The sequence below is a fragment of the Oceanobacillus sojae genome (genome assembly GCF_900162665.1).
GTDB classification, from domain to species: Bacteria; Bacillota; Bacilli; order Bacillales; family Amphibacillaceae; genus Oceanobacillus; species Oceanobacillus sojae_A.
The window spans coordinates 373,159-386,661 of sequence record NZ_LT727811.1 but is presented as its reverse complement, the minus strand read 5'-3'; the positions used below and the strand labels follow the sequence as shown (position 1 = coordinate 386,661).

The window sequence follows — 13,503 nt, the reverse complement described above, 5'->3', positions numbered from 1 at the left end:
AGAATAGGGGAGAGGTTATGGAGCTTAATAAAAAGCATTTGAAAATTGTAGAAGTGCTTATATCGGATCATATTTCAGCTGAAAAACTTTCCCATCTAATGAATATATCTCAACGGACGTTGTCCAATTATATAGCGCAGGTTAATGATTATTTTGAAGGCACTTTTCAAATTATGAAGGATCATCATATTCTCTCGATGCTTATCCGTGATGAAAAACAATTTTTTGATCGGCTGGCAGTTTTAAGGCAGGAAATAAGCAGCTATGAAAATGAATTGAAGGATCGGCTTGATGCTGTTTTTCATCACTTATTAGATCATCAGAAGAGCACCATTGACGATATCGCTGAGGATCTGTTCCTGAGTAAAAGTGTTGTCAATAATATTGTGACGGAATTAAAAGAAAAGCTGCAGGCTTATCCAGTTGATATTAAAGGAACACAGAATGTCGGATTAAGGCTGGAAGGCAACGAAATCTCTATTCGTAAAGTAATTATTGAACAGTTTCCTAACGGTTATCAGGAGCTGCAGGTTTCAGATCAAATTGAACAGCATTTATTAGATTTGAAAAAGAAGTACAGATTAGATGATTCTTCCTATACCAGATTAAGATTAGCTGTTCAAGTAACACTGGACAGGCTTGAAAAAGGGCACTTTATTGAAGCGGATTTAGATATTGATCAGCAGGTATTTGAATCAGAGGATTTTACAAGCTTTGAAGCGTTAAAAAGAGTGATTACAAATAAGTATGCTTTAGAAAAGCCAAACGAGGAAATTTTCGTTATCGTTCTGCAGCTTCTGGGGCGAAGAGCTTCCATTGTAGATGAAATAATTAATGAAAAAGAGCACTCAATGCTTGAGCGTATTATAAAGAATACAATTAAGGACATCAATTATTACTATACGATTAAAATTGATGAATCGATGTTTAGTAAAGATATTCAGCTTCACATTAAACATTTAATCAACCGTTTGATTTTTGGAGTGAAGGTAAATAACAACTTAATGGAGGATGTGCAGCAGCGTTTTCCGTTTGCTTATGAGCTATCGAGTGTTCTAGCTGAAAATATTAAAAAAGAAATCAATATGGAAGTGCCTATTAATGAGCTTGGCTTCCTTTCATTATATTTTAGTGTGTATCTGGAGCAGTTAGAACAGAAAATCCGGGATATAAAATCAGTTGCTATTATTACAAACCAGGGCTTAAGCGCATCGAAGCTGTTAACAACAAATTTACAGAAGATCTTCAGTAATCAAATTGACATTGAAGTATTTAATGAAGAGGTGCTCGAAACAGAGGATATCAAACAATTTGATCTGATTGTCTCTACTGTTTGGACAAACCGTTTATTTAATAAGGTAGTCTATATCGAGAATATACTGGATACACAATTGCTGAAATTAAAAATCGAGCAATTCCTGGTTTATAAAGATGTGAAGAATAAAAAGCTGTTTAATCAAAGCGTCCTTGTAGATTTTATAGAGGAGAAAGATTTTTATCATGTCGATTCATTCAATTACTACGAAGATATAATCCGGTTTTTGTCTGATGAGTTAATCCGGGAAGGCGGAGTTGATGAAGAATTTACAGAGCGTATTATTGCAAGGGAACAAATGAAATCAACGGTTACCGGAAAATTAGCTTTCCCGCATGTGAGTCATCATCAAACCGGTATTTTTATGAAGGTTGCTCTATTAGATAAACCGTTACGGGATTATCAGGATGTTCATATTGTTATCTTATTAGCTACACCAGATCAAGCTGGAAATGAAGCTATTTTGATCAGGGTGTATGAGGAAGTGTTGGCAATGACGACGAATAGTTATCTGCTGAACAAATTGACCAGGAATACGGATTATACTTCGTTTGCATATATTTTGAACCAGGAAATGAGGAAATAGCTTATGTTTTTTATCATGCTGATTATTATTTTAGCAGTCGGTTTTGTTGTCCAATATCTATTTGGTTTTGTACAAATCAAGCATTTCACAAAGCATTATACTGAGCTGAGAGAAAAGGGTCGTGTAGCTATTGGAAGACGGCCGGCAATTATCAGATCAGGAACACTTGTGTTATTTCAATTAAATAATAAAAATGAAATTGAGGAAGCACGTTATATGCAAGGGGTAACCGTGTTTTCCAGATTTAAACAGCTGAAGGGCTTAGAAGGCAAGAAGGTGAATAAGCTCAAGGAAGAAGATTTCAAAGAGTATAATAAGCTTTTAAAACGTGCCATTATTGATGCCCAGCATACATTTAATGTCGTGCAGGCAGGCGGGGAGATCGAACGAATCCCTTCACCAATGATGAAAGCCGTAAATAAAGTAAATAAAATGTTCACAAAGAAAGGGGTCAAGAAACATGGACTTCATAGTTAAATTAGCGGAAGGGTTTATCAACCTTTTCCAGACAGGTGCAGATACGTTTATTGACTGGATGGGATCCATTGTTCCATTAGTTCTTATGTTACTTATTGCCATGAATACCTTAATTCAATTAATTGGGGAAAATCGTATTAATAAAATTGCCCAAAAATCAGCAGGGAATCCATTATTAAGATATATGGTGCTGCCTTTCTTAGGCTCATTTATGCTGGCGAATCCAATGCTGCATTCATTAGGGCGATTTTTACCAGAAAAGTACAAGCCAAGCTATTTTGCAGCTGCAGGGCAGTTCGCACATACCAGTAACGGTATTTTCCCTCATATTAACCCGGCAGAATTGTTTATTTTCTTAGGTATTGCAAGCGGGATTCAACAATTGGGATTACCAATGACAGATTTAGCGATTCGTTATTTGCTGGTCGGTTTAGTAATGAACTTTATCGGCGGCTGGGTAACTGACTTTACAACAAGCTATGTAGAAAAACAACAAAAAGTAAAATTAAGTAAAAAAGTGCATGTAGAAGGGTAGGTGGAGACCATGAGTAAAAAAGTTAAAATAGTTAAAGGTTCTGGCGGTTTTGGCGGCCCTTTGGTAATCGGTGTAAATGGTAAAAAAGATAAAGTAATGTATGTGACAGGCGGTCATAAGCCTGCTATTGTAGATAAAATTTGTGAGATTACCGGCGCCTCTGCAGTAAACGGCTTTGAAACATCGGTACCGGAAGATGAAATTATGGCTGCTGTTATTGATTGCGGCGGTACATTACGCTGCGGTATCTATCCTCAAAAAGGTATCCCAACAATTAATATTATGGCGACAGGGAAAAGTGGTCCATTAAGACAGTACATTACAGAAGAAATTTATGTATCGAATGTAGATGTGGACCAAGTAAGTGTTGCTGGTGAAGAGGAAGGATCTGAACAAGCTTCTGAGACGGTTCAGCAGGCTTCTTCTGAGGAAACAGAGAAAGAAGAAAAGACAGAGTCCGAAGCAACCTATTCTAAAGATAAAAAAATTATGGAAACCAGAGCAGAGCAAGAGAATAAAAGCTTACTTACTAAAATTGGTCTAGGGGCAGGGAAGGTGATTAATACTTTCTATCAAGCTGCTCGTGACGCAGTGGAAACTATGCTGCACACTGTTATTCCTTTTATGGGGTTCGTTGCCCTGTTAATTGGTATTATTCAAGGCTCTGGAATCGGCGATTTATTTGCGAATATCATGTCACCGCTGGCAGGAAACATTTGGGGACTTATGGTTATCGGTTTGATATGTTCCTTACCATTCTTGAGCCCCTTACTCGGGCCTGGCGGAGTTATTGGACAAGTATTAGGAACATTAATTGGAGTAGAGATTGGTAAAGGGAACATCCCGCCAAACCTGGCATTACCTGCATTATTTGCAATCAATACTCAAAATGCTGCGGACTTTATTCCTGTAGGCTTAGGTCTTGCAGAAGCAGAAACAAAAACAATTGAAGTCGGTGTGCCATCTGTTCTGTATTCCAGATTCTTAAATGGTGTTCCAAGGGTATTTGTCGCCTGGCTGGCAAGCTTTGGGCTGTACAAATAATAGAGGAAAAGAAAAGAGATTAATAAATTTAGGAGTGTTTTAACATGTATCAAACAACAATTAAAAGTATCGGAAAAGATGCAAAAGCATTTGAAGCAGAAAAAATGATGATTCTGTTCGGAGATAATGCACCAAGTGAATTAGCGGATTTCTGCTACGTGATTGATTTAGTAGCTGTTGATGAAGATATTACAGCAGGAGACACATTAAAATTAGATGATGTTTCTTATCAGATCACAAGTGTTGGTGATGCAGTAAGAAAGAACTTAAATGATCTAGGCCATATTACATTGAAATTTGATGGCAGTACGACAGCAGGACAGTCTGGTTCACTTTATTTAGAAGAGAAAGAAATTGTTGATGTGAAGCCGGGCAGTACGATTCGGATTGGGAAATAAGAGAAAGATTTAAAATGGAAATCCTCGTAAGCGAGCAGGAAGGACTGCAGCTTGCGGGGATTTTTAATTAAATAAATGTTATACGTAAGCCTAAATATTTGCGCAGGATAATCAGTACGAAGATATTTTTTATAGGGAAAAGTACAGTCCGAATAAATAAATTGATGTATCTGTGTATCTCCAGACAGCCAGGCATTTTATACATTATCAAACGAAATGATTTAAGGAAATTTCCGTTAATAAAACCCCTGATGATTAATATTTACTACATAAAATCCTTGGAAAAAGCTTAATAAGACCTATATCTACTATTATACAGTTGACAAATAAAAAAGTGTTTAGTAATATTTCATTAATTAAAGGAAATATTCCTTAATTGATGAATTTTCTAAATGCAATTTGATTGGAGGTGGTGAACGGTATGCATATTAAATTTGGTATAATCGGGCCTGCCGAGTCTGTGGAGAAAATTCTGGAAGTAGGAAAGGAATTCAAAGAGGTTACTTTTCTTTCATTTCCTTATGAAGAGTTGGATGAAATTTCAGAAATTATTGAAAGGAATCGTTATCTTGTTGATCAATGGTTGTTTTCCGGCCTCCTGAATTATTCTTATGCAATGGAAAATAAGCTGATTCATGAAGATGAAGGCGGTTATCCTACTTTACACGGGTCGAGTTTTTTTGGTGAGTTACTTGAAGCACAGTTAAATGAAGGAAGAATTTTTACTAAAATCAGCATTGATAACATTGCAAAAACAGAGCTGGATAAAATTTTATCTTTTTATCATTTAGATGCTTTGAAATATTATACGATATCTTTTCAATTGGATTATTCGAGAAATGATGTCGTTGCTTTTCACAAAAAGCTTTACGACGAAGGAAAGATTGAGTTAGCAATAACAACTTTTAATGGAGTGTATAATCAGTTGAAGGAGGCAGGAGTTCCTGTATACCGGTTAACAGCATCCTATCTGTCTATTAAACTGACAATTGAATTGCTGATTGAGAAAGCTCAGGCCAATTTGTATGAGAATCGGCAAATGGCTATTATCGGCTGCAGATTAAAGAATACTGCCAATACTGTGACACAGCATCAGCTTTTTCAGTGGAAGCATCATCAGCTCAATTGGAAAAAGTCGCTGCTGCAGCTTACTGAGTCGCTTCAGGGTTCACTGGTTGAAGAGGGTGACGGTTTATTTTTTATCTTTACTACGAAAGGTGAAATCGATGATAAGGCGGAACGTTCTTTATTTAAGCTGATAGAAGAATACCAGATTAAAGACCAGCTTGTTGCTGCTGTAGCTATTGGATTCGGAGAGAATGTGCTGCATGCGGAGCAGAATGTGAGGTATGGTCTGAGTCAAGATCAGTCTGAAAAAGAAGCCTTTATCCTCCTGGCAGAAGGAGCAGGAGAATTATCCAAAAAATCAGCTGATGCATTAGAAGGAGCCTTGGATTTAAAAAGTCTGGAGGAAGAGTTATCGAAACGCTTTGCCGATAAGAAGGCAAGCCCCCGCGATGTACTCAGGATTATTGTCTATTCGCACAAGTACAATCAGCAGAAATTTACTTCAGAGGATATTTCCAGATGGCTGCAGAGTACAGAGCGGAACGGAAGAAGAATACTGGCAGAGCTGGAGCAGGCTAATATAATCAAAAAATGTGGGAAAATTCAATCCAGTCAACGAGGAAGACCTAAAAATGTATATTGCTTCATTGATGCTAATCTTTTACAATTAAAAACTTAAAACAAAATGGAGGCGCTTGCAATAATGAAGGAATTTATTAAACGTTACCTTGATGAGAACAAGGAATATTTTGCAGAAGTTTCAAAGTATGTATTCGATCATCCTGAAACCAGATTTGAAGAATATGAATCTGCGGCGTACCTTGCAGGAGAGTGTGAAAAACAGGGATTTCAGGTCGAACGGAATGTTGCAGGTATAGAGACAGCATTTACGGCTGTATATGGTTCAGGGAAGCCGGTCATTGGATTTTTAGGAGAATTTGATGCGTTATCGGGGCTTAGTCAGAAGCCGGGGGCTACGAACTATGATCCATTGGAAAATGACGTAGGTCATGGCTGCGGTCATAATTTGTTAGGTACAGGCGCCTTTGCAGCAGCCTGTGCTGTGAAGAGCTATTTAGAAGCGGAGAATCTACCTGGTACAGTGATTTTCTTTGGGTGTCCGGGAGAAGAAGGCGGATCCGGGAAAACCTTTATGGTGCGGGATGGTGTTTTTGAGGATGTCGATGCAGCGTTAACATGGCATCCATCACCAGCGAATGCTGTAATGAGCCGGCCGACATTAGCAAACTATCAGGTTTTCTTCCGTTTTAAAGGAACTGCAGCACATGCTGCCAATTCCCCTCATCTGGGCAGAAGTGCGTTAGATGCTGTTGAACTGATGAATGTCGGTGTCAATTATTTACGTGAACATATCGTAGACGATGCCCGGGTACATTATGCGATTACGAACTCCGGCGGCATTTCGCCCAATGTTGTTCAATCAAATGCAGAAGTATTGTATTTAGTACGAGCTGCAAAGGTTGGAGAGGCTGGAGATATTTTAGAGCGTGTGAAGGATATTGCCAGAGGGGCTGCTTTAATGACCGGAACGGAATTGACGATTGAACTTGATAAAGCATGCTCGAATTATATTCCAAATCGGAGTCTGGAAAAGATATTGTATCAGCAATTAATAGAGTATGGTATGGATGAAGTTGCTAAAGAAGAAGAGGAGTTCGCTAAAGATATATGGGAGACTTTTACCAAAGAAGAGCAATCCTTTTATGTCGAACTGATGAGAGGTTTTGGCTATGCAGGCGACGGCAGCGAATTTGCTGGTAAATATATTTCAGACAGTATTTCACCGTATGAAGCCTCCAACGAGCTTTTACATGGTTCATCGGATGTGTCGGACGTGAGCTGGGTAGTCCCGACAGCTCAAGTCACAACAGCTACGTCTGTACTTGGTACACCGCTGCATACTTGGCAGATGACAACTCAGGGGATAAGCAGTATTGCTAATAAAGGCATGCTTCGTGCTGCCGGCAGTATGGCTCTGACTGGGATAACTTTATTAACCTCTGAAGAATGCTTGACTGAAGTGAAGGAAGAATTCAAGGCATTTTCGAAAGATAACCCATATACATGCCCTATTCCTAAAGATGTGGAACCATCGAAACTGAATGAATAAAAAATCTAATGAAGAGGTGAATTCATGAAAAAGAAAAAAGGCTTTTTTCAAAAATTTCTGGATGTCGTTGAAAAAGTAGGGAATAAATTGCCGGATCCATTTGTGCTATTTATTGGACTGGCTGTATTTATGATAATTCTTTCATGGATTTTTAACTTATTTAATGCATCTGTCGTTCATCCTGGAAGCGGGGAAGAGGTACCGATTAAGAGTCTGCTTTCTGGAGAAGGACTGGAATTTATCCTGACATCGATGCTTGATAACTTTACAGGCTTTGCACCGCTGGGTCTGGTACTGGTAATGATGCTTGGAATCGGTTTGGCAGAGAAGGTAGGTTTGCTTGATTACGCAATTCGTAAAACGATTCTGAAGTCGCCGCCGTTCCTTTTGACTTATACGGTTGTATTTGTAGGAATTATGGGGAACCTCGCTTCCGATGCAGCGGTTGTGTTAATCCCTCCGCTTGCAGCATTGGTTTTTTACAAGGTTGGCCGTCATCCGCTGGCAGGATTAAGCGCGGGCTTTGCCGGTGCTGGTGCCGGATTTACTGCAAACCTGTTTATTGCGGGAACAGATGCTTTACTATCAGGTATTTCCACAGAAGCTGCAAGAATTGTTGATGAATCAATGATTGTTACGCCTGTTGATAACTGGTATTTCAATATCGTATCTGTATTTGTTCTGACGATTGTTGGAGGGCTTGTCACAACACGCTTTATTGAACCCCGGTTAGGTAAATATAAAGGAGATGCGGTAGACGAAGAGAATACAGAAGAATTGCCTAATGCAGGGAAAGGACTGTTGTATGCAGTTATTGCAGGACTGGTCTATATAGGAATTGTTGCGCTGGCAGTATTCATCCCTAATAGTCCTTTAACAAACGAAGAGGGCGGAATCATTCCTTCATCTCCATTTTTAGATGGTATCGTACCGCTTGTCCTGTTTCTCTTTATTATTGTAGGTGTTACTTTTGGAATCACTGTAGGAAAAATTAAGTCAGGAAAAGATGTCAGTAATTATATGGCTGAGTCTATTAAGGACATGGCAAGTTATATTGTGCTTGTTTTCGCCATTGCTCAATTTACAGCTTACTTTAACTGGAGTAATCTTGGGACGTGGCTGGCAGTGAATGGGGCAGAATTTTTGACATCTGTTAATTTTACCGGGATGGGTCTGATTATCGGTTATATTATTTTTACAGCGATGCTGAACTTTCTTATTACATCGGGATCAGCAAAATGGGCTATTGAAGCACCAATATTTGTACCAATGTTCATGCAGCTTGGTTATCATCCTGCATTTACACAGGTAGCCTATCGCGTTGCGGATTCCTCAACAAATATTGTTACGCCGTTATTCCCGTATCTGGTGATTATTTTGGCATTTATGCAAAGATACGATAAAAAGGCAAGTATTGGGACGTATATTTCTTTAATGCTTCCATATACTATTACGTTCCTGATTACATGGATTATATTGATTTTGGTATTTTACTTTACAGGAATGCCATTTGGACCAGGAATCCATACACATTTATAAAATAGATAAGGAAAAGGAGATATGATCTTATGAAGCCGGAAGAATTGTCAGAACAATTGATTGGATGGCGCAGAGATTTTCATCAGTATCCTGAACAGGGTTTCCTGGAAATTCGTACTGCTTCCAAGGTGGCGGGTGTACTGGAGAAACTAGGATATGAACTGGCACTTGGCAAAGAAGTAATGGCAGAAGAAAGCTGCATGGGAAAACCGGGCGAAGAGGAAACAAAGCAGCATTTGGAGTGGGCTTTGGAAAATGGTACTGACACGAGATATGTGGAGTATTTTTCAGAAGGATATACTGGTATTGTTGCGACACTTCGAACTGCTCAACCAGGTCCAACGATTGCTTACCGGGTTGATATGGATGCTTTGCCAATCCATGAATCTGAGGCAGCTGACCATGTACCGAATCAAGCTGGATTTCGCTCTGCTGCTGCGGGTACCATGCATGCGTGCGGCCATGATTCCCATACTGCAATTGGTCTAGGACTGGCTTTGAGGCTTGCAGAAAATAAAGATCAGCTCAGTGGAACAATCAAGCTTATTTTCCAGCCGGCCGAGGAAGGGACACGTGGGGCAAAATCAATGGCTGAGGCAGGAGTAGTAGATAATGTAGATTACTTTATTGCTTCCCATATCGGAACTGGAGTACCTCATCAGCATTTTGTAGCAGCAAGCAATGGTTTTTTGGCCACATCTAAGTTGAATATTACTTTCAAAGGAGTAGCCGCACATGCTGGCGCGAAGCCGCAGGAAGGAAAAAATGCCTTGCTTGCAGCAGCTTCTGCAGCGTTAAATATGCATGCTATTACCCGGCATTCAGATGGATCCTCCCGTGTTAATGTTGGTGAATTGCATGCAGGATCTGGGAGAAATATTATTCCTGACCATGCGATGTTAATTGCAGAAACACGCGGGGAGACATCAGAAATAAATCAGTATGTGAAGGAGCAGGTGCAATCCATAGTGGATGGCGCTGCAAAAATGTATCAGCTTGATGCTAAGGTGGAGGTAGCTGGAGAAGCCTTGAATTGTGATTGCTCTTTAGGAGTGGCAGAGATTTTAAAACAATGTGCAGAATCGCATCCGAAAATTGACGGAGCATTGCTGGAAAGCAGTGATAGTTCCGGATCAGAGGATGCAACGTATTTTATGGACAGAGTACAGCGCAGGGGCGGTCAGGCTACTTACTGTATTTTTGGAACAGAATTAGCGGCAGGGCATCATAATGAGAAGTTTGATATTCATGAGGATACATTACTGCCGGCGGTGGAGATTTTATTTCAATCTGCCAAGAAGATCGGCAGGATATCTGAATAGAAGAATAGGCAAGAAAGCAAAAGACGGGTCCCTCAGGGTTTCGTCTTTTGCTTTTTTATTTTTTATGGCTGGGATAAAAGAATATTTGAGAAACTATAAAAAGCCTTGTAAATGCATGTATTTCCTATTTAATCATGCCAATATGTAATTTGAATCATCTTCTGGCCTATTTGTTTTTTCAATTCAAATCCTCTAAAATAATACTTTGTAATTGTCTTGGTAATAAAGACTATCAGAGCAATAAAAAGTATTTATAATAAAGGAGTAATATAGATGAGTAATTTAAAAAATAATGGCTATGCACGGTATGACCTGATGCGGCAATTAGACTATGAAGGGATAGAAGCTGACTATCAGGCTTTATTAAATTATTTCGAGGACCTGCCTGCTGATGAATACGCCAAAGGGTTAAACCGTTATAGAAGATATTCACGTGCACTTGTGCTGCCAACCTCTGGCCAGATCGAATGGCTTCCAACTTTGACAAAAGATGGAGAGGAATATTCCGCTTATTTCCAAGGGAAATTTAATCCGGAGTATCCGGGCTCTTATCGTGAATTTCCTTGTATAGATAAAGAAATACAGCAAAATAAATTATTAGAAAAAATTATCCTGTTTAATTATCATGAAACATTTTGGAAGAAAGAAGACCGCATCATGCCGATTCATGTTGGTGTGCATTTTGTAAAGCTTTATGTGGAAAATGATACGGATAAAGCTGTTTCTTCACCAAACTGTTTTCACCAGGATGGAGAGCCGTTTACCTTTGCGCATTTAATCAAAAGAGAGAATGTTAAGGGCGGTACCAATGCCATTGGTGTTCCAAAGGCAGCAGGAGAAAATTTTGATACGGTTGACCAGGAAGATGTGAAAGAGATTTTTGAAATCACGAAGCCTCTGGAATCTTATGGCGTAGCGGATGCAGCAGTTTCTCATTATGTCAGCCCTATAGAAAAAGGCGATGGTGATGAGGCAGGGGTGCGCTCTGTCATCCTAATTGATTATCAGCAAACGGTTGTAGCTGATGTGGATGATAAATAATGTATCATAACAATAAAGGAATAGCTTATTTGAAAATTATTTTCGGATAGGCTATTTCTTTATTTAATTTTGATTATAGAATGCTTATACTTTGATTATAGAATGCTTATACACTGATTATTATGTAGTAAAACTACAAAGAAAAACGTTTTTCTGAAAAATATAACTTGTCTATCTTTAATATGTGTAGTAATATTACTAACATAATAGATGAGGGGGAAGAAATGAAGAGTTTTAAGCATCGAATTCAAGAAAATAAGAAATCGCTTACAAATACAGAAAATAAGATTATACATCAATTAGAGATACATAAGAAACCATTCTTACTATCTATGAATGAGCTGGCCGGGTTGAGCCAGGTTAGTGAGCCAAGTGTTGTGCGCCTTTACCGGAAGCTTGGTTATAACAGCTATCAGGAATTGAAGGTAGCTCTGGCGCAGGAGCAGACGGAATATCCACAGGAAAGCCCTGCACTTGTGGATATCTTATCTGAGGACGATATCGGCACCATGTTTGAAAAGATTGGGAAGCAATATTTACATGCAATGAAGCTGACAAAAGCAAAAATGAATGAAGATAAGATGGAAGAAGCAGTGGACAGGTTTATTTCAGCGAATCAAATTTATTTCATTGGACAGGGATTATCAGGAACAGTTGCGGAGGATTGTGCACATAAATTTATGCGGCTCGGCGGAAAATCAATTGCAGTGAAAGACCCGCATTATCAAGCCATTTATGCCAGTCATATGTCAGAGGGGGATGTTGTGATAGCTATTTCCCATTCTGGAGAAACCATTGATACTATTCATGTTAGTGAAATAGCTAAAAATAACGGAGCATTTTTAATTGTTATTACCTCTAATGAAAACGTTTCACTGGCAGGGATGGCAGATTGTTTGCTGTTAACGCAGGCAAATGAAACAAACAGGCAGTCTGATGCAATGGTTTCAAGGCTTATTCAGTTAACAATGATGGATACACTGTATACAAAGATGGCTGCGGTGCTTGGGGAAGAGGGGACAAAACAAATTAATTTATCCCGTCTGGCCGTGACAAGAATGAAGAAGTAGGCGAGCAAATGGTGAAGAAATATAAAAATACTGGCAGGTATGCGTTTAATACATAAGAAAAGGTGGAGAGAAAGATGAAACAAAGTGTAGGATTTATTGGATTAGGAATTATGGGGATGCCGATGACAAAGAATCTATTAAAAGCTGGCTTCAGGGTGACTGCTTTTGACTTGAATCCAGAGGCTGTGAAAACAGTTGCGGCAGCGGGAGCAATACCGGCGGCGACCGGAAAAGAAGTGGCTCAAAATAGTGAAGTAGTTATTACCATGCTTCCAAAGGGAGCCCATGTCCGCGCAGCTATTTTTGGCATGAACGGCGTTATCGAGGGTGCAAAGGAAGGAACAGTTATTGTGGACATGAGCTCTGTATTACCGACAGAATCCAAGCAATTATCTCTGGATGCAGCAGAGCATGGCGTTTCATTTTTAGATGCACCGGTAAGCGGTGGAGAGACGGGAGCAATTGATGGCACACTTGCTATTATGGTCGGAGGTGCATCAGCTGATTTTGAAAATGTAAAGCCAATATTGAGAGCGGTGGGAAAAGAAGTTGTTTTAGTTGGTGATTCCGGTTGTGGGTCTACAGCAAAATTGGCTAATCAGATTATCGTTAACTTAAATATTGCGGCTGTTTCAGAGGCAGTGACACTTGCTGCAAAAGCGGGGATTGATGTAGAGAAGATGTATCAGGCTATTCGTTCCGGTATGGCTGGAAGTACCGTATTGGATGCAAAAGTTCCGATGATGCTGGATCGTAATTTTACAGCTGGCGGCCGTGTGGATATAAATATGAAGGATATTACCAATGTAATGAATACAGCACATGATTTGCATGTACCGCTTCCGTTATCCAGTCAGCTATTGGAGATTTTCCATTCCTTAGCAAGCGACGGCAAAGAAACATTAGACCATGCAAGTATCGTGCAGCATTATGAAAAATTAGCAAATGTGACTGTGAAAAGAGAAGAGGTGCAGTAA

General features: G+C 39.3%; 12 protein-coding genes. All 12 read left to right on the top strand.

What is annotated here, in order from left to right; all coding sequences use genetic code 11:
• Positions 1–17: 17 nt before the first annotated feature.
• The 12 genes from BN1068_RS09140 (at position 18) to garR (ending at position 13,503) form a co-directional block, all read left to right on the top strand.
• Positions 18–1,901 (top strand): BglG family transcription antiterminator, encoded by a 1,884-nt coding sequence (locus tag BN1068_RS09140; protein WP_077602551.1) that lies wholly within the window; start codon positions 18–20, stop codon positions 1,899–1,901.
• A gap of 3 nt (positions 1,902–1,904) precedes the next feature.
• On the top strand, positions 1,905–2,378 hold the full coding sequence (locus BN1068_RS09135; RefSeq protein ID WP_077602550.1) for a transcriptional regulator GutM: 474 nt from the start codon (positions 1,905–1,907) through the stop codon (positions 2,376–2,378).
• Positions 2,362–2,913: a PTS glucitol/sorbitol transporter subunit IIC gene (srlA, locus tag BN1068_RS09130; protein ID WP_077602549.1), complete on the top strand. Its 552-nt coding sequence runs from the start codon at positions 2,362–2,364 to the stop codon at positions 2,911–2,913. Before BN1068_RS09135 ends, srlA begins: the two co-directional genes overlap by 17 nt.
• A 9-nt stretch (positions 2,914–2,922) precedes the next feature.
• Positions 2,923–3,957, top strand: coding sequence for a PTS glucitol/sorbitol transporter subunit IIB (srlE, locus tag BN1068_RS09125; RefSeq protein WP_077602548.1), 1,035 nt, complete (start codon positions 2,923–2,925; stop codon positions 3,955–3,957).
• Positions 3,958–4,001: 44 nt separating this feature from the next.
• Positions 4,002–4,355 carry a PTS glucitol/sorbitol transporter subunit IIA gene (locus BN1068_RS09120; protein ID WP_077602547.1) on the top strand — a complete coding sequence of 118 codons (354 nt, stop codon included), beginning with the start codon at positions 4,002–4,004 and terminating at the stop codon, positions 4,353–4,355.
• 421 nt (positions 4,356–4,776) lie between these two features.
• Entirely contained in the window at positions 4,777–6,102 is a 1,326-nt protein-coding gene (locus BN1068_RS09115; RefSeq protein WP_077602546.1) for a hypothetical protein, read from the top strand.
• Between the two features lie 24 nt (positions 6,103–6,126).
• A complete protein-coding gene (locus BN1068_RS09110) occupies positions 6,127–7,554 on the top strand; it encodes a M20 family metallopeptidase (protein WP_077602545.1) in 1,428 nt (475 codons plus the stop codon).
• Positions 7,555–7,578: 24 nt separating this feature from the next.
• Entirely contained in the window at positions 7,579–9,093 is a 1,515-nt protein-coding gene (locus BN1068_RS09105; protein ID WP_077602544.1) for an AbgT family transporter, read from the top strand.
• Positions 9,094–9,122: 29 nt separating this feature from the next.
• Positions 9,123–10,415, top strand: a complete 1,293-nt coding sequence (locus BN1068_RS09100; RefSeq protein WP_077602543.1) for an amidohydrolase — start codon at positions 9,123–9,125, stop codon at positions 10,413–10,415.
• A gap of 273 nt (positions 10,416–10,688) precedes the next feature.
• Positions 10,689–11,456, top strand: a complete 768-nt coding sequence (locus BN1068_RS09095) for a 2OG-Fe dioxygenase family protein (protein ID WP_077602542.1) — start codon at positions 10,689–10,691, stop codon at positions 11,454–11,456.
• 224 nt (positions 11,457–11,680) lie between these two features.
• Positions 11,681–12,526 carry a MurR/RpiR family transcriptional regulator gene (locus BN1068_RS09090; protein WP_175637114.1) on the top strand — a complete coding sequence of 282 codons (846 nt, stop codon included), beginning with the start codon at positions 11,681–11,683 and terminating at the stop codon, positions 12,524–12,526.
• Positions 12,527–12,600: 74 nt separating this feature from the next.
• On the top strand, positions 12,601–13,503 hold the full coding sequence (garR, locus tag BN1068_RS09085; RefSeq protein ID WP_077602540.1) for a 2-hydroxy-3-oxopropionate reductase: 903 nt from the start codon (positions 12,601–12,603) through the stop codon (positions 13,501–13,503).